Genomic DNA, 25640 nt, shown 5'->3' with positions numbered 1-25640 from the left:
TCACGCCGGGGTGGACGCGAGCACGACCGGAGCGGTCGGCGCCGACCGCGCCGCCCTGATGGTGTACGCGAGCGCGTACGGCGTGCAGGCCAGGTAGAGCATGGGTTCCGTCGGCACCCGGTTGCTGATGATTCCGAAGATCTCCCATGGAATCGTGGGTCGGGGTAGGCCGATGTTCCAGTCTGTCCAGGCGGCGAGGAGCCACAGCGGCGCGGAGATCCGGTCGATGCTCTCCACCGGCGTCGGACCGATGACCGGGCCAGCGCGATAGCCCGCCGAGATGGCGTCGACAACGGCGAGAATCATCGCGAGGTCGGCGGCGGCGAGTGCGCCGAGGACGCCCACCCACCAGGCCGCGTGGAGGCGATGCCGAACGGCGAGGCTCGCCGCGGCCCAGAGGGCCAGCGTCAGACCGGCCAACCAGAGCAGCAACCCGGGTACGAAGGTGGCCAGGTCGTCCGGGGAGATGGCCGACAGGAACACGACTGCGGCCACCCCGACGGGGAGCACCACCCCGAGCGCGATGCGTAGCGGGCCGTCGAGTGCGGTGTGCCGGGCCCAGCGCGCGGCGAACACCGCCAGCAGCAGCGCCAACCCGACGGTGAACGCCGACCAGAGCGGCCTCTGCGCCCGCTCCGACCAGCTCTCGGCCAACACGCGCTCGATCGGGTACAGGGCGTACGCACCGACGAGCACGATCCCGACGCAGGCGATCGGGGACAGCAGCAACGCGGCCGCGGTGCGGCCGATCCGACCGCGCAGCACTGTGCGGTCGACGATCGGGGCGCCGGCCCGGCTGACGGCCAGGCTCACCGCGAAGCCGAGCATCTTCGTCCGGTGACCGCTCTCGGCGAGCACGTGCAGCTCGGCGGCCCACTCGCGGCGCAGGTCGTCGCGGACGTCGGCCGGCCAGCGGCGCGCGGCCATCTCCAGCAGCAGTTCGGCGGCCCGGCGGGTCATCACGCTGGCGCTCCGGTGGGCTCGGTGCCGCCCCAGGAGGGACGAGCGTCGGGGATCGCGGCGCGCAGGTCGGCGAGAGCCTGGCGAGCCTGCGTCACCCCGACGGCGGTCAGCCGGTAGTAGCGACGGGCCGGCCGGCCGGCCGCGACGGGGTCGATCGCCTCCCAGTCGGCGTCCAGCCAGCCGGCCGCGCTCAGCCGGTGCAGCACCGGGTAGAGGGTGCCGCTGGGCAGGCCGGTCAATCGCATCAGGTCCAGCCCGTAGCGCTGCTCGTCGAGTTCGGCGAGCAGCGCCGCGAGCACCTTCGCGACCGGAATGGTCATCCGCATCCGACCACTGTATCGGAACTCTACATAGGGGTAGGTGTCCGCTCGACGGGGATCCACAGCTCGGCGTCCGCCTCGGTGCCGTCTGCGGACACCCGGACCCGGGAGATCTCCGGTCCAGGTCGGCTGCGGTACGGGTTGGACGGAAACCACTGGGTGAACACGTCACGCCACAGGTGCTGCACCGCCTGCGGGAACGCTCCGGAGGTGGTGAACACCGCCCACGTCCCGGCCTGCACCGGCAGCGCGTCCAGGTCCTCCGGTGGCAAGGCACCGGTCACCACCCCGTGCCAGTAGTCCAGCTCGGTGCCCTCCTCCCGGCTGTCGGCGAGGTTGTCGCTGACGTTGACGATCCCCGCCGGCTCCTGATCGGAGAGCGCCTCGATCCGTGCGGTCGTCTCCTTGTCGATGCTCCGGATGAACGCGACGATCGCCGGGTTCATCCCCTCGTGCACCAGCGGGACCCGTGCCTTGCGCCCCACCAGCGCGAACGCGTCCTTGCTGACGATTCGGTACTCCATGCTGCCGCTCCCTTCGACGGTGAGTCGGAAGGACATCCGGGGCTGGGCACGCAGCGCTGCCCCCGTACGCCGAGCCTCTCCGGGCCCCACGCCGTGCACGGCGTGGAACGCCCGGGCGAACGCTTCAGTGGACCCGTAGCCGTAGTGCACCGCGACGTCGAGCAACGTCCGCTCCCCCGCGAGCACGTCCGCGCCGGCGACCGTGAGCCGACGCCGCCGGATGTACTCCGACAGCGGCATCCCGGCCAGTGCGGAGAACAGCCGCCGGAAGTGGTACTCCGACGTCAGCGCGATCCGCGCCAGGTCGGCCACCTCGATCTTCTGGTCGAGGTGACGCTCGATGTGAGCCATCGCCTCGTTGAGCCGATCCAGCACCCGGGCCTCCTTCCCTTTCGAACACTGACGCTAGGTCGCGGGGTCGGTGGCCCACCCGACATCCGATGCCCGCATCGGTCGGGTGCGCCCGCACCGGTCGTCGTGTCGTAGCCTGGCGGACTTTGCTTCTCCAGGAGGTTGACGTGGCCGAGTATCCGCAGGACGTCGTGCAGCGCTTCCACGGCACCCCCGAACAGGTCGACGCCGGCCTGGTGGGCGACCCGCCGCGCACGTGGGAGTCCGTCGTCATCGAGGAGTACGACAGGGTCTGGGCGCAGCGGTTCACCGCAGTCCGGTCGTCGCTCACCGAGGCGCTGGGCGCTCTGATCATCGCGGTGGAACACGTCGGGTCCACGGCGGTGCCGGGGCTCGCTGCCAAACCCGTCATCGACATCGACCTGGTCATCGAGGACACCGCCGAGGAGTCCGGGTATCTCCCCGCCCTGGAACGGCTCGGTTACCGGCTCGTCCTGCGGGAGCCCTGGTGGCACGGGCACCGGATGCTGCTCAGCGCCGCCGAGGACGTCAACCTGCACGTCTGGCCGCAGGGTGCGCCCGAGCCGGTCCGGCACCGGCTGTTCCGCGACTGGCTGCGCTCGCATCCACATGACCGGGAGCTCTACGCCGCGACCAAACGACGCCTCGCGCAGGACACCGCGCACCGACCCCGCGACTACAGCCTGGCCAAGAACGACGTCATCGACGAGATCTATGCGCGCATCTTCGCCGCCTGAAGCTGGTCGGCGATCCGGGGCCGAGCGCGACGAGTTGGCCGGCGCGGGTGGCTCTCAGCGCGGCGACTGCTGCATGACCCAGGTGGGCACGGGCTCCGACAGGGAGCCCACCACCTCCCAGCCGGCGCGGCGGTACAGCTCGACGTTGGCCGGTTTGCTGGTTTCCAGGATCGCCGGCAGACCGTCGGCGGCGGCGCGCTCCAGCCCGGCCCGCATGACGGCGCGCCCCCAACCGCGCCCGGCGCTGTCGGGGTGGGTGCCCAGGACGCCGAGATACCAGAACGGGAACGCGGGTAGGGCTGCGTGCACGGCATCGTCGTAGCTCTGCACCCGAGCCTGCACGTCAGCGGGGTATCGAGCTGGCGTTGTGTGGCCGGCCGCCGGCTCGGCCGGTGGCTCCCAGATGGCGACCGACGCTCCCCCAGCGATCGTCCAGATCGACGACCGGTGCACCCGCTTGTCGAAGAGGTTCCCGAAGAAGGTGGCGGCGTACTCGGGATAGGTCTCATCGTCGGGAAACAGGTGCCGCAGCACGGGATCCTTGACGAACGCGGCGACCAGTGTGTCGACCACTGCTCGACGGTCCGCTGGGGTGGCGATGGTGATCTCGGGCGCTGTCACAGCAGTCGACACTATCCGGAAAAGCGCCTTGACCCTGACACCGTGGCGGACCGGAGACTGGCCCCATGGACCTCGATGACTACCGGAACCACTCCCCCTACAGCGACCCCGGTCGGCACGGCGGGCTTCTCGACGCCGTGGCGACCGACATCCCCACCGTGGCGGCGACCGCCCGCAACGTGATCGTCCACTACCGGGCCGGCGGCGTAGAGCTGCCCGACGATCGGCTGGACGAGGTGAACTGCCGCTGGGTGGACCGCATCCTGGACACGGACCAGTCCCGCTTTCCCCTGCCACTCACCGCTGAGCGCCCGGCCGTCGACCGGGTTGCCGGCTGCTGCCGGGACCACACGTTGCTCTCGGTGGCGGTGCTGCGCCAACACGGCATTCCCAGCCGTAGCCGGGTCGGGTTCGCCTCCTACTTCACGCCCGGCTGGCACCACGATCACGTGCTGCTGGAGTACTGGAACGGCGAACGATGGGTCTGGGCCGATCCGGAGATCGACCCGGCCGGCGACTGGCGGTTCGACGGCTACGACATCGACCCGACGGCAGGGCTCTTCGACTCGGCAGCGCGGGTGTGGTCGGCGTACCGGGCCGGGGCGATCGACCCCGACGTCTACGGCGTGGCCCCGGAATCGCCGATCCGCGGTGCCTGGTTCATCCACGACTACGTCATCCAGGAGCTGGCTCACCGGCAGAAGGACGAGCTGTTGCTGTGGGACAGCTTCGGCGCGATGACCGACGACCTCACCGACGCCGACCTCACGCTCGCCGACGAGATCGCCGCCCTGCTGCTCGCCGCCGACGACGGCGACGAGGGCGCGGAGAAGGCGCTCGCCGACCGGTACGCGACGGACAGCCGCCTGCGTCCCGGCGCTCAGGTGCAGAGCTTTTCGCCGGTCTTCAACACGGTGAGCACAGTCGATCTGCGCCTCAGCCGAACGTGAAGGCGTACGCCTGGGCGCCCGGCTCGCCGAACGTGATCTCCAGGGTCCGCTCCCGGACCGCGCCGGCCTGGCGGACAAGCTGGTAGAGGCGGCCGTCCTGGAGCACGCCGTTGCCGTCTTCGTCGACGTCGACGCCGTGTGACGGGCCGGGAGCCTGGCCGTCGAGGAGCACCCGGAACGGGATCGACCGTCCCGCCCCGGGGGCCAGCACGAGATGCGCGTCGCGGCCGTGGAACCGGAAGGCGATGCTGCCGCCGGCTCGATCGGCCACGACGCTCTCCGACCCGATCGTCCACTCGCCCGCCAGTGCCCACTGGTTGAGGCCCAGGCTCGCCGGCAGCTCGTAGGCGCGGCGTTCGTCGAGCGCCGGGCCGTTCGGCGACGCGAAGTGTTCGCCACGACTGAATCCGAGGTACGTCTCGGGCGTCCGCAGTTCGCCCCAGTCGGCCTCCGCCTCCGGGCCGACCCCCTTCACGGGTACGGGGGCGCGCTCGATGCCGAGCAGTTGCTGGAGAACCCGCTCGGACTGCTCGTAGCGCCCCTCACCGAAGTGCTCGTCGCGGATGACCCCGTCGGTGTCGACGAAGTACAGCGCCGGCCAGTACTGGTTGCCGAAGGCGCGCCAGATCGCGTAGTCGTTGTCGACCGCCACCGGGTAGTCGATCGATCGCGCCGCGACCGCCCGCCGCACCCCGTCGACGTCGTGCTCGAACGAGAACTCCGGCGTGTGCACCCCGATGACGACCAGCCCGTCGTCGCGGTAGGCCTGCGACCAGGCACGCACGTACGGCTCCTGGCGCAGCCAGTTGATGCAGGTCAGCGTCCAGAAGTTCACCAGGACGACGCGCCCGCGCAGGTCGGCGGGGCCGAGTGGCCCGGAGTTGAGCCACTCGGCCGCCCCGTTCAGCGGGGGCAGGTGCACGGCCATCTAGCGAAGCGACCGGAAGGCGGTGCGAAGCTCTTCAGAGAAGATCTTCGGCTGTTCCCAGGCCGCGAAGTGCCCGCCCACGTCGAGCTTGTTGTAGTAGATGAGGTTCGAGTACGCCTGCTCGGCCCAGCTCTGCGGCGCCTCGTACAGCTCGTCGGGAAAGACGCTCACGGCGACCGGAACGTTGACGCCCTTGGCGGCGAAGAACGAGAGCTTGTTCTCCGCGTACAGCCGGGCGGCGGAAATCGCGGTGTTCGTCAACCAGTAGAGCGAGATGTTGTCCAGGATGTCGTCGCGGGTGAGACCGGCCTTGGCCCCGTCGAAGACCTGCGCGATCAGGGCCAGGCTCTTCGCGTCGTGGTCGAGCAGGAAGGACGCCAGGCCGACCGGAGAGTCCGCCAGCCCGGTCAGCGTCTGCGGTCGCGTCGCCATCATGAGGGCGTACGCGACGTGCTTCCAGACGTAGTTGGCTTCCTCGGCGGCACGCATCTCATCGTCGGACAGGCCGGATGGCAGCGAGCCCATGGCGTTGTTCGCGCCGGTGGTGTCGCCCTGGAACAACAGGTCGATCTCCGGTGGGATCGCACCGGGCATGTTGGTGTGGATGCCGAGCAGTTCCGGGGGCGCCTGTAGGCCCATCTGGTCCACGATGACCGCGCCCCAGTCGCCGCCCTGCGCGACGAACCGGTTGTAGCCGAGACGCTTCATCAGCTCGGTCCAGGCGGTCGCGATCTTTTGCGGGTTCCATCCCGACGTTGTCGGCTTGCCGGAGAAGCCGTGGCCCGGCAGCGATGGGATCACCAGGTGGAAGGCGTCCGACGCGCTGCCACCGTGTGCGGTGGGGTCGGTCAACGGCTCGATGATCTTCATCTGCTCGATGATCGACCCGGGCCACCCGTGGGTGACGATCAGCGGCAGCGCGTCCTCGTGCTTCGAGCGCACGTGGATGAAGTGGATGTCGACGCCGTCGATGGTGGTCATGAACTGCGGCACAGAGTTCATTCGTGCCTCGACCTTGCGCCAGTCGTACTCCTTCTCCCAATAGCGGGCGACGGCCTGAATCGTCGCGAGTGGCACGCCCTGCGACTGGTCGTCAACCGTTTCCTTGTCCGGCCAGCGGGTGGCCGCGATGCGCCGTTTCAGGTCGTCCAGGTCCGCCTGGGGAATGTCGACCGAGAACGGCCGGATCTCCGTGGTGCCGGGGCGAGTCTTGGTTTTGACAGCCATGCGTGTTCCTCTCCGTCTAGGTTTGCGCCTCGTGAGGGGAATCATGGGGTGAAGGCACTGCCCGGACCTGTGTGCCAATTCGAGATGGGCACGCCGCCGCCATATCTCGGAGCCTAGAACGCCGCGCCCCGGGCTCGTGGCGATACGAGCAGTCCCTCACTGGTCCTGCCCGGGGGCGGCTACCGCGTGCTCGGCGGCTCGGCTGACCTGCTCCCAGCCCGCCCAGGTGTCCATCCGCCGACGGGAGACGTCGAACGCCAGGTCGTACACCATGCTCCCGAGCAGGAGCCGCAGCGGCGGGTCGTCGCTGTCGACCAGGCGCAGCAACGCCTCGGCGGCCAGTCGGGGCTCGCTGTCGATCGAACCCTCCGCCCACTGTCGTTCCAGTTCGGCGCGCAGCGGCGCGTACGCCTCCATTGGGCTGGTGGCGCTCAAACTGGTGTAAAGGTCGGTCCAGTAACCGCCCGGCTGCACGATGCTGAGCTTGATGTCGAAGGCCGCCGCCTCCATTGCCAACGCCTCACTCATGCCTTCCAGGGCGAATTTGCTCGCGCTGTACATGCCGGTGCTCGGAAAACCACCCAACGCGGCGATGCTGGACACCTGCACGATGTGGCCGGACCGTTGGGCGCGCAGATGCGGCAGCACCGCCTGACTGACCCACAGCGCGCCGAACAGGTTGACCTCGAACTGGGCTCGCGCCTCCGCCTCGGTGAACTCTTCGACCATTCCCATGGACAGGGTCCCGGCGTTGTTGACGACGATGTCGAGCCGTCCGAAGTGCTCGACCGCGGTGGCCACGGCGGCGAATACCGCAGCCCGGTCGGTCACGTCGAGGGTCAGCGTCAGCAGTCGGTCGCCGTGGCGCTCGTCGAAGTCGTCCCGGGTGATGGTCCGGGCGGCGGCGACCACCCGGTCCCCACGGTCGAGCGCGGCGTCGGTGAAGGCGCGGCCCAGGCCGCGGCTGGCGCCGGTGATGAACCAGGTGCGCATGTCGGAACTCCATCCCCTTAGCGAGACGAGACGGTCCGTCTCGTCATGGAGGAGAGATTAGGCCGCGCCCGCCCCGGCCGTCAAGACGAGACGGTTCGTCTCGTCACTGATATCGTGGGTCCATGACCCCCAACACGGCCCGCCGGAGAGAGACCTCCCGACGCGCCATCCTGACCGCGGCCTTCGACCTGCTCCAGGAGATCGGGTACGCGAAGGTCAGCATCGAGGGCATCGCCGCGCGCGCCGGCGTCGGCAAACAGACCATCTACCGCTGGTGGCCGTCCAAGGGCGCGGTCATCTTCGACGCGTTCCTCATGCTCAGCGAGGCCACCGAGGGCGGGCCGCCGACCCTGCCGGACACCGGCGACCTGACCGCCGACCTCACAGTGGTGCTTCGCGCCACGGTCGAGGAGATGAACGATCCCCGGTACGAGCAACCGATGCGCGCCCTGGCCACCGAGATCGCGCTCGACCCCGAGCTGGCGGCGGCCTACGCCGAACGCCTGGACGGGCCGCTGAAGGAGGCCAAGCGGCAGCGCCTACGCAGCGCCCAGCAGGCCGGGCAACTCGCCGACGACATCGACCTCGACGTGGCGGTGGACCTGATCTGGGGACCGTTGTTCAGCCGATGGCTGCAACGCAGCGGACCGCTCACCGCCGAGTACGCCGACCTCGTCGTCACCACCGCCCTCGACGGGTTGCGCCCCCGCCGGCCGGCTTGATCCACTCGACTTCCGTGAAACCGGCCCATCCCCGGCGCCAGCAACCCCGCCTTCCTTGAAACCGAGTGGGCGCTCCCTGAACGGACTGCTACCCCACCGGTGCGGCGAGTGACAGTTTGCTCGACGCTTTTGCGCTGCCGCAGCACGCTGCGGCAACATCAGGCGCCGTGACGGCACCAGGCTCGGCCCCCTTCAACGACACCCCGGTCGGCACACTCCGGTCGCGTCGGCGGGTCAGACACTGGTTGGCCGGCGCCGGGGTCACCGCCCTGGCCGCCGTACTCGGCATCACCCTCGCCGTACGCGGTGGTGCCACCCCGGCCTGTGCCGCACCACCGACCGGAAACACCGTCCACAAGGCCAAGGCCAGCTTCTACGACGCCGGCCGCTCTGGCGGCAACTGCTCCTTCCCCGGCCCACCCGCGGACCGGCTCTACGTGGCCCTCGGCTCGTCGGCGTACTCCGGGTCCGCGGCTTGCGGCAGCTATTTGGACGTGACCGGCCCGAAGGGCACCGTCCGCGTCATGGTCATGGACCAGTGCGGCGGGTGCGGGACCGGCAAGATCGACCTCTCCGACGAGGCGTACGCCAAGATTGCCGACCGGGCGCAGGGCATCGAGCAGGTGACGTACCGGGCGGTGGTGAACCCGCCGCTCGACGGAGGCCTCACCTTCCGGATGAAGGGCGGCGCCTCGCGGTACTGGTTCGCGGTGCAGGTCGGCAACCACGGCAACCCACTCCGCTCGGTCGAGGCACAGGGACCGGGCGCCGGCTTCCGCAAGGCGGCTCGCCAGAGCGACAACTTCTGGACCGTCGAGGGCGGGATCGGCCCCGGGCCCTACAGCATCAGGGTCACCGACGTGTACGGACGCCAGGCGACCGCCACCGCCATCCGGCTGGTCACGAAGCAGGTCCAACGCAGCACGGCCACGCTCGCCGCTCCCACGCCCACGCCCACGCCCAGCAGTTCGCCCTCGGCCCCGCCGTCCCCCAGCATCGCGCCCTCGCCGAGCACGTCCGAATCGGTCGCACCAACGGCGACCATCGAAGCGCTCGCCGGTGCCGCTCCGCTCAACGCCCCTCGCTGCTGACCTCCCACCGACGGCGGCTCAGGAGGTGTCGGCACGGTCGTTCCTCTCCACCATTTCGGTGAAGGGCAGAGGGCAGCAGGTGCTTTCGGCGCAGGCGACCAGGTCGTCACAACCGGCCGAGATGGCGTCCCGCAGGGTGTCGCGGATGACGGTGAGGTCCGTCAGCCTCTGCTCGACCTCGATGAGCTTCTCCCTGGCACGCGCCTGGAGGCCGGCGTCGGTTCGACCCCTGTGCTGGTGTCGGCCGGCGTCGAGCAGGTCGGCAACCTCGTTGAGGGTGAAGCCCAGGCGTTGCGCGGTCTTGATGACTCTCAGCAGGGTGACCGTCTCGGCCGGGTAGAGCCGGTGCCCGCCCGGCGACCGCTGCGGCGAGTCCAGCAGGCCCCGGCGCTCGTAGTAGCGCAGCGTCTGCTGGTTGACCCCTGCCGCGTCGGCCAGTTGACCGCTGCGCAGGCCAGACTCGGTCACCTCTGATCTCGCAGGGACACGGCCCGCGCGGCGAGGGCGTCGAGCACGTCGACGTGGGCTGCCGGCACCCGGACGTCCAGCGAGAGCGAGTCGGGGCCTGGCCGGGAGAGGCCGAACGTGAAGAACGAGCAGCAGGACGACTCACGGGCCGTCAGGTCCCGCGCCATCTCCTCGACCTGCGCACCACCATCGAGCCGCAACCGCAGGTGCTGCGCCGACATGCGGTCGAGGCCCCGCACCGCATCGGTGAAGAACTGGTCAAACTCGGCAAGCCGCAGCGGCTGTTCAGCCGTCGGAAGGGTGCAGGCCTCCGGCACCCAGGCGTCGTCCGTCGTGATGTGGCGATCACTCATACCGTCGACGGTAAGCCTGTACCCAGTATCAGATGCAAGCCCGACGCTGGAGACCCCCCGGCAGCCTCCGTGTCGTTACCGCGCTCCGCGGATCGCTCGCGCTGCGATCGTGAGTAGTGCGTCGAGGAGCCCCCACGTCCGGTACAGCGCGTACAGGATCCACACGCCGAACAGGCCGGCAGCGGTGAGGATCAGGGCGGGCCCTACAACGGCAGAGTTCTCGACCGCCCAACCGCCCCCGATCGCCACGGTGCCCACGACGCCGAACAGCACAACAGCGCGCCCCACCCCCTTCACCGCGTGCCAGAGGGCAATCACGTACGCGGAGGCGGGCACGGCTTTTGGTGAGGGCGTGGTGGGCAACGCCTCGGGTGCGTGCATCGCCAGTTCCTGGAGTTGCTGCCCAGCGGCGCGATCCCGTTCGTACGGGGAGACACGCAGGACCGCCTCCAACGCGCGGAGGTCTTCCCTGCTGCGTAGCCGTCCAGTGCGCGGATCGCTGAGCAGCAGGTCGACTGTCGGACGCCCCTTGTGTCCTGGCTGGGTGAGCAGCCAAGCCTTGCCGTAGCCCTTCACGGAGCCCGGTCGCAGAATGTCGACGGTTCCGGAATGCAGGCTCGTCGGGTGAGTCGGGGTGTCAACGCCGGTCACGAGGTCCGTCCCATTGATCATCGCTGCCCCGTCCACCAGGTTCCGGCAACCGCCGAAGACGCGCCAGATCTTGAAGGCGGCGGCGGCGATCCCCGCCACGGACGCGACCAGCACGATGCCGCCAAGCAGTTCGTTGCGCTGCGTCGCCAGGCCGATGAACAGCAAGGAAGGGACAAGGACGAGCAGGTACCAGCCAGCGAACAGCAGGGCCTTGCGCCAATCCAGCCACCGTGTCAACCGGGCATGGTCAGGCTCGTCAGGAAAACGCCGCAGCGGGATCGCGCCGGCTGGCAGCGTCAGCTGTCGGCAGAGGTTGTGGAAGCGGTGACCGGCCAGCGCGGCCAAGTCCCGCAGGAGCAGTTCCTCTCCGTAGTCCACCTCGCTCAGCTGGAACAGTTCCACGGCAGCCTGTCCGCCCACTGCACTCTCCTCGGAGAGCGGAACTCCCAGGCTCACCCCGGCCGCAGGCACCAGGAGCAGCCGAGGAGCCGCGGTGATCCCCCGACGGGCCGTTGCGGGGGCGTCGGCGAGCAGGACCGTCGCGACCTCGTCCCAACGCACGTAGCGGTTGAGCTTCGGTGTCCGAACCGACCAGCCTTGCGCGTCGACTTCGACGCGGAACGGCATCACCGCGTGCCGCACCAGCGGGCCACCGATCGCCAGGCCGAACAGCACAACCACCCAGCAGTAGAGCAGGCCGAACCAGCCGAGATCTTCCGTCACCGTTGTATAGGCGACCGAGGCCGCTCCGCCAAGCAGCAGCATCCCGAACAGGAAGGCGACCAGGCGGTCGATGTACGGGCGCCGCAGTTTCACCTGATCATCATCCGACCCGGTGTCAAAGCGCCCTATCGCGTCAGCACGGGCCCTCAGGCTCGACCGGACCGGCGAGACCGGTCGCGCCAGGGACATCCACCCGAGGAACCGCGCGTGCATCGCCGGCAGATTAGAACGCAGACCCAGACCGTGTACGTCGTCGATCGGAGCGGCTCGCGGAGCCCCTCATCGGCCGACGGCTCCCTTCGGGTAGTGGCGGCGCAGGTTGGCGGCGAGGACGCGGTCGAGCGTGCGGTCGGAGAGCATCGGGCCCAGGCGCATGATCAGGGCGGCATCCCGTCCGGCGGTGTAGCGGGTGCGCGGTCGACGCGTCGTCACAGCCCGCGCGATGACCCGGGCGGCGGCGTCGGCGGTCAGCCCTGAAGCAGTGCCCGAGGTCATCAACTTGTTGTTCGCCTGGACGAGGCTGCCGTAGCGCTCGTCCTGCTCCGGCGTCATCTGGGCAGCCAGGTGGTTCGCCGTCTCGACCCCGCGGGCAGCCATCTCCGTGCGGACGCCGCCGGGCTCGACCACCACCACCTGTACGCCAAACGGAGCGACCTCCCGGCGGAGCGAGTCGCTGACCGCCTCCAGGGCGAACTTGGCGCCGGCGTACGCGCCGTATGTGGCCATGGCGAACTTGCCGCCCACCGAGCTGATGTTGATTACACGACCCTTGCTGCGTAGCAGCGCGGGTAGGAGCGCTTGAGTGACAGCAATGTGGCCGAACAGGTTGACTTCGAACGCCCGCCGCCACTCCGTCATCTGCAGGACTTCGACTGGAGCGTTCACCTGAACGCCGGCGTTGTTGACGAGCGCGTGCAGTGCACGGGGGTCATCGGCGACCCGCGCGGCGAGTGCCTCCACGTGCTCGGACTTGGTGATGTCGAGGATGACCGGCTCGATGCCTGTCGATCGGATGACGTCGGCGTCACGGTCGCGTCGCACGCCGGCCAGGACGTGAAATCCCTGGCGAGCCAGCTCGCGGGCGGCTGATGCGCCCACGCCCGTGGACGCTCCAGTCACGACGACCAGCCTTTGAATTTCAGATGACGTTGTCATCTTAGCTACCCTACTGTTTCAGATGACACTGTCAACCCTATGATGGACGTCATGACCACCCGTGCGGAGTCCGCCGCCGCCACCCGTCGCGCTCTGCTCGACGCGGCCGCCGACCTCCTCGACCTCGGCGGCCCCGACGCGGTCACCTTGCGCGAGGTGGGCGCGCGGGCAGGCGTGACCCGGGGAGCGCCGTACCGGCACTTCACGGGCAAAGACAGCCTGCTGACCGTCGTCGCGGCCGAAAGCTGGGAACGGATCGGCGACCAGGTGCACGCCCTTCGGACCGACCCGGCCCTGCCTGCCTCGGAGAAGCTGCGCGGCGCTCTCCGCACCCTCATCGACGTCGGCCGGGAGCAGCCGCACCTGTACCAGGTGTTGTTCAGGCGACGCGCAAACCTTCCTGGGCAACTCGGTGACGGGATGGATCGCATCCGGCGTCAGCTATGCGGGCCGGAAGGCGACCCGGCGGTGGCCGACCGCGCGGCCGAACGCTTCCAGGGCGAGTTCCTGAACATCGTCGCCGACCTCGTGGGAGAGCGAAACGCACGGCGCCATGGCGCCCTGCTGCTGACCAGCGCCCACGGCATCGCGAGCATGGAGATCAGCGGCTACCTCGACACAGGCAAGTGGCACACCACCGCCGACGAACTCGTCGACACCCTCGTCCGCATAGTCACGGACGCCGGCGAAATGCCATAGCCACGCCCCCGCCCCTCGACGGCAGACGCCCCAAGCGGATCCGCGGCGAGCGACCCCCTTGTTGAAAGCCATCATGGACTTCAGTAACGCCCGGTGGCGTAGGTCCACCCGCAGCGGCGCGAGCGGCGGGAACTGCGTCGAGGTGGCAAGCAATCTGCCCGGTGTCGTGGCCGTCCGCGACTCGAAGCCCGCTTCACAGGGAGTGCGGCCGACGGGATGCCGGTCAGTGGCGACGGACTGGTTGACTGCGAGACGTGACAAAAAAGGTGACGGCGCGTCGCGTGACCCTCGCCATTGGTGCCGCTCTGATCGCCGTCGGGTTCACCGTCGTCATCGGGGCCATCTTCGTTGCCCCTTTTGGGATCTTCGTTGGCCAAATGATCGTCCTTGCAGGCGGCCGGGTCCTAGGAAGCGTCCTTCTGCCGGGACGCACCTCCGTCGGGCCAGGTGGCACAGCTCCGCGCGCCGAGGACGAGTGATCCCCGAGTATTCCGATGGACGGCCGTTGCGATGAAATCAACGCAGAGGCCCTCTCATGGCAACTCGGTGCCAAACTGCCTGGATGACCGAACGCCTTGCGCCTGTGCTCCGACCACGGACGCCAACGCCGCCGCGACCTGGTACGCGCGCCTTGGTCTCGTGAAGCAGTGATCGGTTCGCCTCGGACTTGCCGCTCTATGTGAGCATTACCCGCGGCGAAGTTGAGATCCATCTGTCGGAAAGAATCATCAACGGCGGGCGCGTCAGTTAATGGCAGCCATCTTAATTATGCTGCTTGTCAGTCTCGCAATCCTGCTCTCCTCAGTTCTCAGAATTCTGAAATCACCGAGAGTGCACGGGTCGTCCTGTTCGGCGCGGCAGGAGCAATCATGCTTCTTGCCATGCTGGTAATAGTTCAGGTAGTGCGCTTGAGAAGAACACAGACGACAAGGAATCCTCCAATTCCTGAGGCTCATCTGAAAGCGGTTACTGCAGCTTTTAGATTGAGCTTTACGTCCATTGCCACTGCTGGGTACCTGGCTGCCCAGGGGCGGGAGGACGCCCGGCACGATATTCGACAAGACGGCGAATTTTCCTCGGTCGTGGTTTACAGCAAAGAGGACTTGAGCATTAGTCATCGGGATGTTCTGAATGTGGGACCGCTCCAGGAGTACTACAAATGCAAGTACGAGGGAATGATCCTACTCGCGATGTCTGAAAACCAAATATTCCTCGCGGTACGCCCTGCAACATCTAGTGCTAGGCCGAAATTTACCCTTTTTTCGTTCGGAACAATGATGAGCTGCGATTGAATATCGCACAATAACCCAACCGGCGTTCCCGGACGTCACAAGATCCGGAACATGCACGGAATGATCAAGCATCGATCGGGGGTCGGCGGGCATGCCAGTTGTCTAGCCCCGTGTCTAGTCCCGCCATACGCATGGCAGATCCGTCCCAGCTCATGCTTTTACGCCTTGCCTAGTCCTCAGCGGCGCCGTCTAGTTGAACCCTGACTCGTGGCTGGCGTGCCGGGGCTTCGCCGCAATCGCCGCTCAACTCCCACACCCCTGCCCGCCGTGCCCGGTGGCCGGACAAGATGTATCGATGTGGCCGTAGTCGATTTCGCCGGCACGTCGACGGCTGGCCGAAGGGAGGACCTGCGAAGGAACACGGCCGCGTCGCTCTCCACCACAAGCGTGCCCCTGTGGTAGCAGCGAGCCTCGCCAGGCTCCGGCCGGCTGTAGTCGGGGTGGGACGGTGCCAGGACCACGTCGAGCGCAAGGGTCAGCCGGTTCAGCGCGGAGACCACGCTCAGGACCAAGGAGTCCTCTAGTTCGACGTTTGCGAGGCTCGCGACGACGAGGTGATAGGGAGAGCTGCACTCATGCGCCGCGGCCATGAGTCCCAGGGTGCCGCACTCGGCGAACCATCCGGCCCGCTGCCCGGCCAAGATCGCCGCGCTGATCATGTAAAGCATGTGGTGAGACGCAGGTGTGAAGCATCAGCCGGGGCCGGCCCCTCGTCGGTTGAGATCGCAAGCTGCCTGATGCCGCTGTGCCCAACTTCTGACAGTCCGAACGTGGCAGGAGCCTGCCATAATCGAGGGCTGTCGACGCGATGTGAGGAGCGTAATGAGTGGAGTTGAGCTGATCATCGGAGCGCTAGCCGCAGGCTCAGCCGCAGGCATAACGAATGCCGCGACTGATGGGGTTCGTGAATCCTTGGCCGCCCTGAAGAACTTGCTGGCCCGCCGTTTCGCCGATCGAGGTAGGGCACGGTCCAGCCTCAGCGCCCAAGAGACCAGTCGCAGTGCATGGAGGTCTCGTCTCGGTGACGACCTTGCCGAGTCTGGTGCGGCGGATGACGAACAAGTTCTCGCGGCAGCTCGCCATCTACTCGACCTGCTGCGTGGCGACGAACCCACGAGGTACCAGGTTAACCTCCAGACAGCAAGAGGCATTCAGATCGGCAGCGGCAACACGCAACACAATTCTTTCTCATGACCGACCGATCAATGGAGGGCTCGCACAACCCTCCTCCCGAATCACGGTCGAATGGGTTAAATGTGGACGCGGCCTTCGCCAAGGGCGCACAGATTGGCGAGAAAAATAATCAGTACAACTACTTTGGGTGGCATCCCGCAGAAACGCCAGGCGATTCCTCGGACGAGTCAAACGAACCTCCCGGCACCGAGTCGAAGCTTGGACTCGGTGGCCTAGCTCTTGTAGCCCTGCTCGTGGCGCTGGGCTGTTGGCACCTAATTAGCGGATCCTCTGAGCCAAAATCATCCTTTCCAGGCGAGAACGGTCAGCGACCAGCAGGATCGAGCGATCAAGCGATTCGCACGGCCACGCTGACGGCCTTGGACGCCTGCGCGAAGGTCAACGCACTAAAGCCTTTACACTGTCCACAAGCAGTTGATGACCTTTACGCTGATGATGCAGAACAAGTGACTTGGCGAATACATGGCGACCCAGGCGATGGCTCCAAGGTGGTTTTTAACGGCGAAGAAGGCCGCTTCCACATGATAGGCACCGCCGTCATGTCCGTGTCTTATCGCGACACATCCGGACAGCGTCTAAGAGTTCGAGTGGTCCACTACTGGTCACGGGTTGAGTGGATCGACAACCTGCCCAGGGTGGCGGAGCTCCGAGCATACGATGACACACCGCGCCCCAATACCGACAAACAGAACTGGAGCGTCGCAGACTCCATCGTATTACCACCCGTGGAGGCGGCTTTCCGGAAGTGCATGGCAGTAAAGTTCTCCCCACCGCCGCCCGAATGCCCAACAAGTAACACCGCCCCAAGGGCTAAGAAAGCTCAGTGGAAGCTAAACGGCAACCCTTTGCTGAACGCTCGCGCGAATTTCGATGCAAGTTCGGGCTTAATTCATGTGAAGGGAAACTATTCCGCGTCAGTGTCACACGAAGTCTGGCTGTCAGGCATGACCTCGCAAACCGAGAGCGGGGCCTATGATGCGGCTGTTTCTATAGACAACGGGAAGGCCACAGTAATAAGAATTCAGCGGGACTAAGGGCCGCAATTAAACGCCCCCTGAAGCGTCAAAGCTGGGGCAAACTAGACCCACCGTCAGATCGCCTGAGATGCTCTCACCTTAAATCAGCAAGGGTGTCGATGCCGGCTAGGCGTACTGCGGTTACCAAGATCGTGACGGGACAACTGTCTAGCCCCACGCTGCTGCCGAATTCTTCCGTTCTGGATCAAGGCACCGCGCTCCGCGCGGTGCGGGGCGGCAAGCCCGGCCGGCGGCAAGCCGCCCCGGTCGCCTTCGGCACCGGGGCGGTGAGCCACCGACAGCCGCCGGGACACCGCCCCACCAGTCAGAGGGACCAGGTCCAGCGAGGCCGTGACGGAAGCCGACGGGGCGGCCTGATCGGGTGGACAGGGCTTCCGGCTGCCGCGCCAGTCCAACCCCGGGCCTGCCTTGCCACCGGGTCACCGGGTCAAGGCACCAGCTTCACCGCCAAGGCGTGCCGGCACGCACGACAACCGGCGGCACCGCTCAGCCCACCAAGGCACCGAATGGCCCTCAGGACGAGACGACCATGCCGGGGCGAGTTCGGGGGTCTACTAAGCTTCCGCTCAGGCCGTCTCTAGGCCGTCTCAGGCCGCGGCCAGGCCGTCAAACGCCACCCAACGATGACCAAGGTCAACCAACGGCACCAGATATACGGCCAGCTCAGAGCCTTGATCACGACTCTGAGCTGGGGTACGACGGACGAGTCGACCTGTACGCCGGATTCTGTGCGCGGCGCGTACCCCGAAGGGTTTGCGCCGGCGGCGGCCATCCATCTCGGCCTGCCGTTGCCGGCAGGCTCCAGCGGCCTACCCGCAGACATCGGGCGGGCAGCCCTCAAGCGTCTGCGCCGGGTCGCCAGCTTGCGGTGACGGCCCTTGCTTGGCCTTGCTCCGGGTGGGGTTTACCTAGCCACCCCGGTCACCCGGGGTGCTGGTGGGCTCTTACCCCACCGTTTCACCCTTACCGTCCCCGTTGGGGTCGGCGGTCTGTTTTCTGTGGCACTGTCCCGCGGGTCGCCCCGGGTTGCCGTTAACAACCACCCTGCCCTGTGGAGTCCGGACGTTCCTCGGCGGCGGGCCTGAGCCCGCCGACGCGACCGCCCGGTCGACTCGTCCGTCGCTCTCTCATCCTAACGACGTGCCAGCTCCCGGTATTGCCGCCCCACCTGGGCAAGATCGCGCAGCTCAAGCGCGGTGGTCCGGCGAATCCGGCCTACGAGGCGGGGACTAGCCTCGTGGGGCTATGGATCTCTCCCACGCCGCGCTGCTGCTCGCCGCCGGTCTCGCCGCTGGCACGGTCAACGCGGTGGCCGGTGGTGGCTCCCTGATCACCTTCCCGGCGATGATCGCGGTCGGGTTGCCCCCGGTGCCAGCGAACGTCAGCAACTCGGTGGCCGTGTTCCCCGGGTATCTGGCCAGCGTGGCGGGTAGCCGGCAGGATCTGCCGCGTCCCCGCGCGTTGGCCACTCTGGTTCCCACCACGATCGTCGGCACGATCCTCGGGGCGCTGTTGCTGCTGGCCACGCCGGCCCGCGCGTTCGAGCTGGTCGTACCGTTTCTGGTCCTCGGCGCGACAGCGGTCCTGGCCTTCCAGGATCCGTTGCGCCGGCTGGTCGGTCACCCCCGGGACATGTCACCCCGCCAGCGGACGGTCGCGGTGCAGACGATGGTCGGGCTCGGTGCCGTGTACGGCGGGTATTTCGGTGCGGCGCTCGGGGTGATGCTGGTCGCCGGCCTGGCCCTGGTGTTGGACGCGACCCTGGCGCGGGTGAGCGCGATCAAGAATCTGCTTTCCGCGGTGGTGGGGTTCACGACGCTGGTGGTGTTCGCCCTGTTCGGCCCGGTGAACTGGGCGGCCGTCGCGGTGGTCGCGCCAGCCACGTTGATCGGGGGGTACGCGGGTGCCCGACTGGTCCGCCGGCTGCCGCCGGTGCTGCTGAAGACGCTGATCGTGGTGTTCGGTACGACGATCGGCCTCTACCTGCTCTGGCGCGCGTTGAGCTGACGCCAGGAGCCGCGCAACTTCAGGGAAACTGCTGCCTCAGCGCGCGTCGAGGCAGCAGTTTCCCCGAAAGTGCGGGTCTTGAAGCAGGTCAGCCCACCGGCTCCTCGGCAGTCTTCTCGGTGTCGGCGGCGGCTCGGTTCCAGCGGGACCAGAGGACACGCTCTCCGTAGCCGGCGGCCATCAGGTGCGCGAAGGCCAGGTAGACCAGCACGCCGACGGCGAGCACCCCGAAGCCGACCCAGAACGGCAGCGACAGCGAGTGCTCGGCGAGCTTGCCGGAGATGATCGGCGCTGGCGCGGCGGCGCCCCAGCGGACCAGGTTGAACGCGCCGGTGGCGACGCGGCGGTCGCTGGAGCCGAGGCCGAGCGCCAGGTCGGTGAGGTTGGCGTTGGCCAGGCCCATGCAGAGTCCGGCGAGCACCAGCACCACGAGCGCTTCGGCGGTGCTGCTGGAGGTGGCGAAGAGGACCATGCACACCAGCAGCCCGGCGATGGCCACGCCGACGGTCTGCACGGCGCCGATCCGGTGGGCCAGCCGGTGGCCAATCACCATGATGCCGGCGGCCAGACCGAGCCCCCAGCCGGTGAAGGCGAGCCCCAGCGGGATGACGTCCAGGCCGAGGAAGAGCGGCGTGTAGCCGAGCACCACGAAGAACACGAAGTTGTACGCGCCGGTCACCACGCAGAGGGCGATGAACGCCGGCCGGCGGTAGGTGGCGAAGATCTGGCCGACGCGTACCGGTGCCTGGCGGTTGGTGGGTTCGCGCAGCTTGCGGGAGGCCACGCCGAGGGCGAGGACCATGAAGACGCCGCAGACGAAGAACGGCAGCCGCCAGCTGATCTCACCGAGCAGGCCGCCGATCAGCGGGCCGACGGCGAAGCCCATGCCCAGGGCGGTCTCGAAGAGGCCGACCACCCATTCCCGGTCGACGGCCAGGTTGACCAGCACCACCATGGCGGTGGCGAAGAACATCGCGTTGCCCAGGCCCCAGACACCGCGCAGCACGGAGAGCTGCACGATGTTGTCGCTGAACGAGGCGAGGATCGCGGCGAGGCCGACCACGGAGACGCCGGTGATGAGCACCGGTTTGAAGCCGAAGCGGCCGCTGGCCAGGGTCGCCGGGATCATGCCCAGGGCCATGACCGCGATGTACGCGGTGAACAGCAGCTCGACCTGCCAGGCGGTGACGCCGATCGCCTCGCCGATGGCGGGCAGGATCGGGTCGACGACGGCGATGCCGGCGATGGCGAGGAAGGCCACCAGCGTGGTGGCGTAGATGGCACTGCGGTTCGGTTCGGAACGCCGATCCACTCCGACTCCTCAGATAGCTGTATGGTACAGGTACTTATCCTGTATCATACAGCTATGAGTGACGACGACGAGATCACCCTCGGCCGCATCGAGACCGAGGTTGCCCTGCTGATGCGCTTCGGCGAGGCGACCCGGCGGGCCACCGGCACCGCCGAGCACCGGGTGCTCGACCGGGCGGCGTACGTGATCCTGCGTCACCTGGACACCGCCGGCCCGCAGAACGTCTCCGCGCTCGCCGCCCGGCTCAACCTGGACGGCTCGACCGTCACCCGGCAGGTGTCCGCGCTGCAACGCGATGGCCTGATCGTGCGCGCCCCCGACCCGACGGACGGCCGCGGCACGGTCATCTCCCCCACCCCGGCCGGGCTACAACGGATGGCCGCCGTGCAGAACGCCCGCACCCGGCTCTACGGCGACATGCTGGCCGACTGGAGCGCCGAGGACCGCACCTCCCTGGCGACCCTGCTGGGCCGTCTCAACCAGGCCCTGGTCTCCCGCAGCCGCCCCCGCTAACCCCAACCCCACCCCACCTCGGTCGATCATGGAGTTGTGGTGGGGGACGATCGGTGTGAATCACCATCGTCCGGGCACCACAACTCCATGATCGACACGGGGAAGGCGCCCCGGGCCTAGGCGACCGGCTCCCGGGCGGAGTCGGCGTCGCGGTCGGCGCCGGGGGTGACGCGGGGGTCGCCCTCGTCGGCGAAGTAGTCGTCCGGCTCGGTGCCGTCGACTCCCTCGTCCACCTTCGCGGCCCGCAGCGCCAGCGTCACCAGTGCCGCGACGGCAAGGTTGACAGCCACCGCCACGATGCCGACGTAGATCGTCCTGGTGGTGTCGAACCCGAACTCCGACAGCGGGAACGCCGAGCCACCGAAGTGCTTCCGGGTCGGGCTGGCCACCTGGTAGAGCATCCACATGCCCAACCCCATGCCGACCGCCCAGCCGACGATCAGGCCGGTGCGGTGGAACCAGCGGGTGTAGAGACCCAGCGCCACCGCCGGCAGCGTCTGAAGGATGATCACGCCACCGATCAGCTGAAGGTCGATGGAGAACTGCGGGTCGAGGAAGACGATGCAGGCCACCGCACCGACCTTCACCACCAGCGAGGTGATCTTCGAGACGTTGGCCTCCTGGGCCGGGGAGGCGTCCCGCTTCAGGTACTCCTTGTAGATGTTGCGGGTGAACAGGTTCGCCGCCGCGATCGACATGATCGCCGCGGGCACCAGCGCCCCGATGCCGATCGCCGCGTACGCGACACCGGCGAACCAGTCCGGGAACTGCTGGTCGAACAGCAGCGGCACGACGGTGTTGCTGTCGACCGTGCCCTCCTTCGAGCCGGGCAACGGCTTCACCCCGGCCGCGATGGCCATGTAGCCGAGCAGCGCGATCAGCCCGAGCAGCAGGCTGTACGCCGGCAGCGCCGACATGTTCCGCTTGATCACGTCGCGGTTCCGGCTGGCCAGCACACCGGTGATGCTGTGCGGATAGAGGAAGAGCGCCAACGCCGAACCGAGCGCCAACGTCACGTACTGAAGCTGGTTGTTGCCGTTGAGCAGGATGCCGTCGTTCGGATTGGGCGAGGCGTCGAACTTCGCGTCCGCGGCGGCGAAGATGTCACCCCAGCCGCCCAGCTTGTAGGGCAGGTAGACGACCGCCACCAGGATGACGATGTAGATCAGGCTGTCCTTGACGAACGCGATCAGCGCCGGCGCGCGCAGCCCCGACTGGTAGGTGTACGCGGCCAGGATGGCGAACGCGATGATGATCGGCAGGTGCCGGGCCAGCGCGTTGTCGCCGGTGACCCCCATCGTCTTGAGCACCGCCTCGATGCCGACCAGCTGCAACGCGATGTACGGCATGGTGGCGACGATTCCGGTGATCGCGATCAGCAGCGCCAGCACCGGCGAGTCGAACCGGTTGCGGACGAAGTCGGCCGGCGTGACGAACCCGTGCCGGTGCGACACCGACCAGAGCCGGACCAGCACCAGGAAGACCAGCGGATAGATGACGATGGTGTACGGCACGGCGAAGAACCCGGCCGCTCCGGCACCGAACATCAGCGCCGGCACCGCCACGAAGGTGTACGCCGTGTAGAGGTCACCGCCGACGAGGAACCAGGTGATCCAGCCGCCGAAGCTGCGACCGCCCAACCCCCACTCGTCCAGGTGCGCCATGTCCTTCGGTGCCCGCCAGCGCGCGGCCACGAAGCCCATCACGCTCACCAGCAGGAAGAGGAACGAGAAGACGACGATCTCGGTGAGATGGTCACGCCACATCAGCGGTCCCCCCGCTTCTTCGTCATCTGATAGACCAGCGTCGTGGTGCTGACGCCCAGCAGGATGAACGCCAGTTGCAGCCAGTAGAAGCGTGGGAAGCCGAAGACCCGGGGCGAGTCGCCATTGAAGAAGACCGGGATCAGCGGCACCACGATGGGAATGAAGAGCAACCAGTTCCAGGGACTGTGGTCCTTCGCCCTGGTTGGCGCCGTGGTCGGCGCCTCCGGTTCCGGTGCAGCCATCTGACACACCTCCGGGGAGTCGTGGCTCTCGATGTAACGGCCGGAGGCTACGACTCTGTGACGGCGGTCACCCGACCCGCCCGGACGGTGCTGCGCCGAACGGCCGGCCGGCTGCGCCGAACGGCGGCCCAGGTGACCTGACGGATGAGCGGGTCTGGCCGACGACGGCGTGGGGCCCGGGTGCCGACGGCACCCGGGCCCCACACATCTGTCGATCGTCGGCTCACCCGGTCGGGGTCACCGCTGTGCCGCCCAGAGCACGGCCCGGCCGAGCTGTGACTGCAAACCCTTCGGGTGCAGGCGGAACGTCGGGTCGGTGCCGAACAGCACCACGCCGTTTCCGGCAGCGGAGACGCCCCGCACGATGCTGGCCTGGTTGGCCGCCGCCACCTGCCCGTTGGCGCCCTCGGTGGCCCACCATCCGGAGAGCAGCGGGTCGGCAGCGTACGACTGGTCGACCTCGACGCCTGCGCCCAGGTCGGTGAACCAGACGGGCTGGCTGATGAACGCGTGCGGGATGGCGGAGGTGGTGACCGGTCCCCCGTTGTTGACGATGTTGGCCACCCCACTCGCCAGGCTCGGCGCCGCGGTGGCGGTCACGGTCAGCAGCCTTGCGGCGTTGCTGAGGGACGCCCCGGCGGTGCCCAGGCCGACCACGCCGCCGCCCCGGGCCAGGAACCGGTCCAGGGCCGCCCGGTTCTCGGCGGTCAGGGTCGCCAGGTTGACGTTGTTGGCGACCAGCAGCACGTCGACGTCATCGGTCAGCGTGCCGACCAGCGTCGCGGCGGTCAGCTCCCGGCCCTCGAAACCGAGGTCGGCGAGGGTGTCCCGCTCCTCGACCGTACCGAGATAGCCGACCACGACCCGGTCCAGCGGGGTGCCCTGCCAACGGGCCGGCGCGCGTTCGAAGCTGACCGCGTGGGCGCGAACCTCGGCAGCGGCCAGCTTCCGGTTGGCCGGGGTGCCGGGGACGACCACCGACCCGTCCGCGAGCCGGTGGACCTCGACGCCCTTCGCGAGCAGCGAGTTCACGGCGAGCAGGTCGGCCGCGTCGCGCAGGTCCAGGCGCAGGTCGGACCGACCGGCGGGCAGAGTGCCCTTGGCCCGCCCGTCGTAGGTCCGCTCCAGGCGTACCCGGGGCAGGTTGTCCCACACGGTGTCCACAGTGGCGCCCCAGGTGAGCCCCTGGCTCCAGGCCGCCGGGCCCGCGTACAGGTCGTTCACCCGGTCGGTGATGTCGGCACCCGGTTCGAGCAGCGAGTTGACCAGGCCGCGCTTGGGTTGGTGCAGGTCGACGACGTACGAGCCGGCCTGGTAGCGGTTGCCGCCAGCGGTGAAGTTCGTCTTCGCCCGCCACACCCGGCCACCGCTGTCGATCAGCAGGTCGACCAGGCGGGCCGCGGCCGGCTCGGAGCGCTGCCCGGCGCCGCTCGGGATGACGTACGCCCGGGGGAAGGTGGTGTTGTAGTTGTCTTCCGGACCCCAGCCCGGCACATAGCCGTCGGGGATGTCGCGCAGCGGCTCACCGGCCAGGCCCCGCCGGTAGACCTCGGCCTGGTCGTGCAGCACCTCGGCCCGGTGGTCCTGGATGTAGCGCAGCGAGGTGCGGATGGCCACCTCGTGCACGTCGGTGTTGATACCGGAGCGACGGACCCGTTCGGCGGGGGTGAGCGTGCTGCCGCGCGGGTTCAGCGGGGCTTCGATCGTGTACGGGATGCTGCTCTGCAACATGGCGAAGGACGGCACGTAGATCGGCGGGAAGTCGTCCCAGACGCCCGGTTCGTCGTCGCGGAAGGGGATCCTGGCCCGCTGGGTCTCGGCATACCCGAGACCGCGCAGGTCCTCCTCGATCGCCAACGCGTTGGGCAGGCCGTGCTTGATGTACAGGTCGTACTCGTTGTTGACGTTGTGCGGCGGGGTGCTGGGGTGCAGCAGGGTCGGGTTGACGTACCCGTGCAGGTCCAGCGTGATGATCGGCTTGGTGTCGATGATCAGGTCACGGATGAGGTTGGTCTCGGGCTGCGCGACGATGGTCAGGTCGCGGTTGAGGTCGTAGCCGGCCGAGTTGGCCCGGGTGCCGGCAACCCGACCGTCCGGGTTCGAGGTGATGTTGAAGACCAGCCGGTTGCGCCGCAGCAGCTCGGCGACCTCCGGGCTGCGGTCGGTGGCGAACTCCTCGATGACCCGCAGCGCCGCGTCGGTGCCCTCCCACTCGTTGCCGTGGATGTTGGCGTTGACGAAGAGCGGGGTCTTGTAGCCGGCGAGCAGCCTGCGGTCCCGCTGCGCTCGGGCGGGTTCGTCCTCGATGAGCCGTTTCCAGGTCTCCTGCTGCCGCGCCTCGGCGCGACTCTCCGGCGCGGTCACGGTGACCGCGTACAGGTCGTAACCGCCAGCGGACTTCCCCGCGACCCGGGCGGAGACCCGGTCGCTGGCCCGCTGGAGCGCGTTCAGCTTCGGTGCGATCTCGTCGTACGGAATCACGCCGATCGGAATGGAAGCGTCGGCCGGGTTGTCCGGCCAGACCGGGAGGGTGCTCTGCCGGGGATAGCCCCGGACGTCGAAGAGGTCGACGGGGACCGACGGCACCGTGGGCAGCGCGCTGGCGGACACCGGCCCGGTCAGGGCCATCGTCGCGAGCAGCGCGGTGCTCACCGCGGTCGCGGTGAGGCGGGCGAGAGGTCTTGCGGACAGCATGACGGATCTCCTGTCGGAGGGTACGCGCAGGCGAACGCGCCGCCGGGCCGGAGACCAGCGGGGATGGGAAACGCCTGCAGCGTGCG

General features: G+C 68.2%; 23 protein-coding genes, 1 other RNA gene and 1 pseudogene. 9 read left to right on the top strand and 16 right to left on the bottom strand.

Features of this window, described 5'->3' with window-relative positions; all coding sequences use genetic code 11:
* From KBX46_RS27395 to KBX46_RS27385, 3 genes are read right to left on the bottom strand one after another with little or no spacing between them, the layout of a single operon-like run.
* The gene (locus KBX46_RS27395; RefSeq protein WP_210794791.1) at nucleotides 1–960 is read right to left on the bottom strand and encodes a hypothetical protein; all 960 of its coding nucleotides are present in this window, start codon (nucleotides 958–960) and stop codon (nucleotides 1–3) included.
* Nucleotides 960–1289 (bottom strand): PadR family transcriptional regulator, encoded by a 330-nt coding sequence (locus KBX46_RS27390; protein ID WP_210794758.1) that lies wholly within the window; start codon nucleotides 1287–1289, stop codon nucleotides 960–962. Before KBX46_RS27390 ends, KBX46_RS27395 begins: the two co-directional genes overlap by 1 nt.
* Before the next feature lie 20 nt (nucleotides 1290–1309).
* Nucleotides 1310–2182 (bottom strand): AraC family transcriptional regulator, encoded by an 873-nt coding sequence (locus KBX46_RS27385; protein WP_210794756.1) that lies wholly within the window; start codon nucleotides 2180–2182, stop codon nucleotides 1310–1312.
* A 143-nt stretch (nucleotides 2183–2325) separates the two neighbouring features.
* Here KBX46_RS27385 and KBX46_RS27380 point away from each other — a divergent pair, with 143 nt between their 5' ends.
* Nucleotides 2326–2916: a GrpB family protein gene (locus KBX46_RS27380; RefSeq protein WP_210794755.1), complete on the top strand. Its 591-nt coding sequence runs from the start codon at nucleotides 2326–2328 to the stop codon at nucleotides 2914–2916.
* Nucleotides 2917–2970: 54 nt separating this feature from the next.
* Here the strand turns inward: KBX46_RS27380 and KBX46_RS27375 are convergent, their stop codons facing one another.
* The gene (locus tag KBX46_RS27375) at nucleotides 2971–3537 is read right to left on the bottom strand and encodes an N-acetyltransferase (RefSeq protein ID WP_210794753.1); all 567 of its coding nucleotides are present in this window, start codon (nucleotides 3535–3537) and stop codon (nucleotides 2971–2973) included.
* Nucleotides 3538–3602: 65 nt separating this feature from the next.
* Here KBX46_RS27375 and KBX46_RS27370 point away from each other — a divergent pair, with 65 nt between their 5' ends.
* A complete protein-coding gene (locus tag KBX46_RS27370) occupies nucleotides 3603–4487 on the top strand; it encodes a transglutaminase domain-containing protein (protein WP_210794752.1) in 885 nt (294 codons plus the stop codon).
* Here the strand turns inward: KBX46_RS27370 and KBX46_RS27365 are convergent.
* From KBX46_RS27365 to KBX46_RS27355, 3 genes are all read right to left on the bottom strand, one after another.
* On the bottom strand, nucleotides 4474–5415 hold the full coding sequence (locus KBX46_RS27365; RefSeq protein ID WP_210794750.1) for a redoxin family protein: 942 nt from the start codon (nucleotides 5413–5415) through the stop codon (nucleotides 4474–4476). The genes KBX46_RS27370 and KBX46_RS27365 overlap by 14 nt on opposite strands.
* The gene (locus tag KBX46_RS27360) at nucleotides 5416–6642 is read right to left on the bottom strand and encodes an epoxide hydrolase family protein (protein WP_210794749.1); all 1227 of its coding nucleotides are present in this window, start codon (nucleotides 6640–6642) and stop codon (nucleotides 5416–5418) included.
* Nucleotides 6643–6798: 156 nt separating this feature from the next.
* Nucleotides 6799–7635, bottom strand: a complete 837-nt coding sequence (locus KBX46_RS27355; protein ID WP_210794747.1) for an SDR family oxidoreductase — start codon at nucleotides 7633–7635, stop codon at nucleotides 6799–6801.
* 122 nt (nucleotides 7636–7757) lie between these two features.
* Here KBX46_RS27355 and KBX46_RS27350 point away from each other — a divergent pair, with 122 nt between their 5' ends.
* Both KBX46_RS27350 and KBX46_RS27345 read left to right on the top strand, forming a co-directional pair.
* Nucleotides 7758–8357: a TetR/AcrR family transcriptional regulator gene (locus tag KBX46_RS27350; protein ID WP_210794746.1), complete on the top strand. Its 600-nt coding sequence runs from the start codon at nucleotides 7758–7760 to the stop codon at nucleotides 8355–8357.
* 167 nt (nucleotides 8358–8524) lie between these two features.
* Nucleotides 8525–9448 carry an expansin EXLX1 family cellulose-binding protein gene (locus tag KBX46_RS27345; RefSeq protein WP_210794744.1) on the top strand — a complete coding sequence of 308 codons (924 nt, stop codon included), beginning with the start codon at nucleotides 8525–8527 and terminating at the stop codon, nucleotides 9446–9448.
* A gap of 18 nt (nucleotides 9449–9466) precedes the next feature.
* On the opposite strand, the gene KBX46_RS27340 is transcribed toward KBX46_RS27345, so the two are convergent.
* From KBX46_RS27340 to KBX46_RS27325, 4 genes are all read right to left on the bottom strand, one after another.
* Nucleotides 9467–9916: a MerR family transcriptional regulator gene (locus KBX46_RS27340; RefSeq protein WP_210794742.1), complete on the bottom strand. Its 450-nt coding sequence runs from the start codon at nucleotides 9914–9916 to the stop codon at nucleotides 9467–9469.
* Nucleotides 9913–10269 carry a hypothetical protein gene (locus tag KBX46_RS27335; protein ID WP_210794740.1) on the bottom strand — a complete coding sequence of 119 codons (357 nt, stop codon included), beginning with the start codon at nucleotides 10267–10269 and terminating at the stop codon, nucleotides 9913–9915. The genes KBX46_RS27340 and KBX46_RS27335 overlap by 4 nt, the downstream gene beginning before the upstream one ends.
* A 75-nt stretch (nucleotides 10270–10344) precedes the next feature.
* Complete coding sequence (locus KBX46_RS27330; protein WP_210794738.1) at nucleotides 10345–11736, bottom strand: hypothetical protein; 1392 nt, start codon at nucleotides 11734–11736, stop codon at nucleotides 10345–10347.
* A 186-nt stretch (nucleotides 11737–11922) separates the two neighbouring features.
* Nucleotides 11923–12798: an SDR family NAD(P)-dependent oxidoreductase gene (locus tag KBX46_RS27325; protein ID WP_247668261.1), complete on the bottom strand. Its 876-nt coding sequence runs from the start codon at nucleotides 12796–12798 to the stop codon at nucleotides 11923–11925.
* Between the two features lie 51 nt (nucleotides 12799–12849).
* Here KBX46_RS27325 and KBX46_RS27320 point away from each other — a divergent pair, with 51 nt between their 5' ends.
* The 3 genes and pseudogenes from KBX46_RS27320 to KBX46_RS27310 all read left to right on the top strand — a co-directional run bounded on the left by KBX46_RS27320 (nucleotide 12850) and on the right by KBX46_RS27310 (nucleotide 17017).
* Nucleotides 12850–13497, top strand: coding sequence for a TetR/AcrR family transcriptional regulator (locus KBX46_RS27320; protein ID WP_210794734.1), 648 nt, complete (start codon nucleotides 12850–12852; stop codon nucleotides 13495–13497).
* 73 nt (nucleotides 13498–13570) lie between these two features.
* Nucleotides 13571–13684, top strand: a pseudogene (locus KBX46_RS27315) (DUF397 domain-containing protein); the annotation flags it as partial.
* 2295 nt (nucleotides 13685–15979) lie between these two features.
* A complete protein-coding gene (locus KBX46_RS27310) occupies nucleotides 15980–17017 on the top strand; it encodes a hypothetical protein (RefSeq protein ID WP_210794732.1) in 1038 nt (345 codons plus the stop codon).
* Between the two features lie 702 nt (nucleotides 17018–17719).
* On the opposite strand, the gene rnpB is transcribed toward KBX46_RS27310, so the two are convergent.
* An RNA gene (rnpB, locus tag KBX46_RS27305) (RNase P RNA component class A) lies at nucleotides 17720–18135 on the bottom strand.
* A 130-nt stretch (nucleotides 18136–18265) separates the two neighbouring features.
* Between rnpB and KBX46_RS27300 the strand changes: the two genes are divergently transcribed.
* Complete coding sequence (locus tag KBX46_RS27300) at nucleotides 18266–19027, top strand: sulfite exporter TauE/SafE family protein (protein WP_099856260.1); 762 nt, start codon at nucleotides 18266–18268, stop codon at nucleotides 19025–19027.
* 88 nt (nucleotides 19028–19115) lie between these two features.
* Here KBX46_RS27300 and KBX46_RS27295 read toward each other — a convergent pair whose 3' ends face one another.
* The gene (locus KBX46_RS27295; protein WP_210794730.1) at nucleotides 19116–20339 is read right to left on the bottom strand and encodes an MFS transporter; all 1224 of its coding nucleotides are present in this window, start codon (nucleotides 20337–20339) and stop codon (nucleotides 19116–19118) included.
* A 54-nt stretch (nucleotides 20340–20393) separates the two neighbouring features.
* Here KBX46_RS27295 and KBX46_RS27290 point away from each other — a divergent pair, with 54 nt between their 5' ends.
* On the top strand, nucleotides 20394–20852 hold the full coding sequence (locus KBX46_RS27290; protein WP_210794728.1) for a MarR family winged helix-turn-helix transcriptional regulator: 459 nt from the start codon (nucleotides 20394–20396) through the stop codon (nucleotides 20850–20852).
* Between the two features lie 116 nt (nucleotides 20853–20968).
* Here KBX46_RS27290 and mctP read toward each other — a convergent pair whose 3' ends face one another.
* The 3 genes from mctP to KBX46_RS27275 form a co-directional block, all read right to left on the bottom strand.
* The gene (mctP, locus tag KBX46_RS27285) at nucleotides 20969–22618 is read right to left on the bottom strand and encodes a monocarboxylate uptake permease MctP (RefSeq protein ID WP_210794726.1); all 1650 of its coding nucleotides are present in this window, start codon (nucleotides 22616–22618) and stop codon (nucleotides 20969–20971) included.
* The gene (locus KBX46_RS27280) at nucleotides 22618–22860 is read right to left on the bottom strand and encodes a DUF3311 domain-containing protein (RefSeq protein WP_088949530.1); all 243 of its coding nucleotides are present in this window, start codon (nucleotides 22858–22860) and stop codon (nucleotides 22618–22620) included. The genes mctP and KBX46_RS27280 overlap by 1 nt, the downstream gene beginning before the upstream one ends.
* Before the next feature lie 237 nt (nucleotides 22861–23097).
* Complete coding sequence (locus KBX46_RS27275) at nucleotides 23098–25554, bottom strand: M14 family zinc carboxypeptidase (protein WP_210794724.1); 2457 nt, start codon at nucleotides 25552–25554, stop codon at nucleotides 23098–23100.
* Between the last annotated feature and the right edge of the window lie 86 nt (nucleotides 25555–25640).

Origin of the sequence: Micromonospora sp. C81, from assembly GCF_018070425.1 — a bacterium.
Classification (GTDB): Bacteria; Actinomycetota; Actinomycetes; order Mycobacteriales; family Micromonosporaceae; genus Micromonospora; species Micromonospora zamorensis.
This window is presented reverse-complemented; position numbering and strand designations above follow the sequence as displayed.

Excerpts from the sequence above, each read along its gene's own strand:
- KBX46_RS27370 (WP_210794752.1), top strand. The coding sequence starts at position 3,603 with ATGGACCTCGATGACTACCGGAACCACTCCCCCTACAGCGACCCCGGT.
- KBX46_RS27335 (WP_210794740.1), bottom strand. The coding sequence starts at position 10,269 with ATGAGTGATCGCCACATCACGACGGACGACGCCTGGGTGCCGGAGGCC.
- KBX46_RS27395 (WP_210794791.1), bottom strand. The coding sequence starts at position 960 with ATGACCCGCCGGGCCGCCGAACTGCTGCTGGAGATGGCCGCGCGCCGC.
- mctP (WP_210794726.1), bottom strand. The coding sequence starts at position 22,618 with ATGTGGCGTGACCATCTCACCGAGATCGTCGTCTTCTCGTTCCTCTTC.
- KBX46_RS27275 (WP_210794724.1), bottom strand. The coding sequence starts at position 25,554 with ATGCTGTCCGCAAGACCTCTCGCCCGCCTCACCGCGACCGCGGTGAGC.
- KBX46_RS27320 (WP_210794734.1), top strand. The coding sequence starts at position 12,850 with ATGACCACCCGTGCGGAGTCCGCCGCCGCCACCCGTCGCGCTCTGCTC.
- KBX46_RS27365 (WP_210794750.1), bottom strand. The coding sequence starts at position 5,415 with ATGGCCGTGCACCTGCCCCCGCTGAACGGGGCGGCCGAGTGGCTCAAC.
- KBX46_RS27390 (WP_210794758.1), bottom strand. The coding sequence starts at position 1,289 with ATGCGGATGACCATTCCGGTCGCGAAGGTGCTCGCGGCGCTGCTCGCC.
- KBX46_RS27325 (WP_247668261.1), bottom strand. The coding sequence starts at position 12,798 with ATGACAACGTCATCTGAAATTCAAAGGCTGGTCGTCGTGACTGGAGCG.
- KBX46_RS27290 (WP_210794728.1), top strand. The coding sequence starts at position 20,394 with ATGAGTGACGACGACGAGATCACCCTCGGCCGCATCGAGACCGAGGTT.
- KBX46_RS27310 (WP_210794732.1), top strand. The coding sequence starts at position 15,980 with ATGACCGACCGATCAATGGAGGGCTCGCACAACCCTCCTCCCGAATCA.
- KBX46_RS27355 (WP_210794747.1), bottom strand. The coding sequence starts at position 7,635 with ATGCGCACCTGGTTCATCACCGGCGCCAGCCGCGGCCTGGGCCGCGCC.
- KBX46_RS27350 (WP_210794746.1), top strand. The coding sequence starts at position 7,758 with ATGACCCCCAACACGGCCCGCCGGAGAGAGACCTCCCGACGCGCCATC.
- KBX46_RS27300 (WP_099856260.1), top strand. The coding sequence starts at position 18,266 with ATGGATCTCTCCCACGCCGCGCTGCTGCTCGCCGCCGGTCTCGCCGCT.
- KBX46_RS27280 (WP_088949530.1), bottom strand. The coding sequence starts at position 22,860 with ATGGCTGCACCGGAACCGGAGGCGCCGACCACGGCGCCAACCAGGGCG.
- KBX46_RS27360 (WP_210794749.1), bottom strand. The coding sequence starts at position 6,642 with ATGGCTGTCAAAACCAAGACTCGCCCCGGCACCACGGAGATCCGGCCG.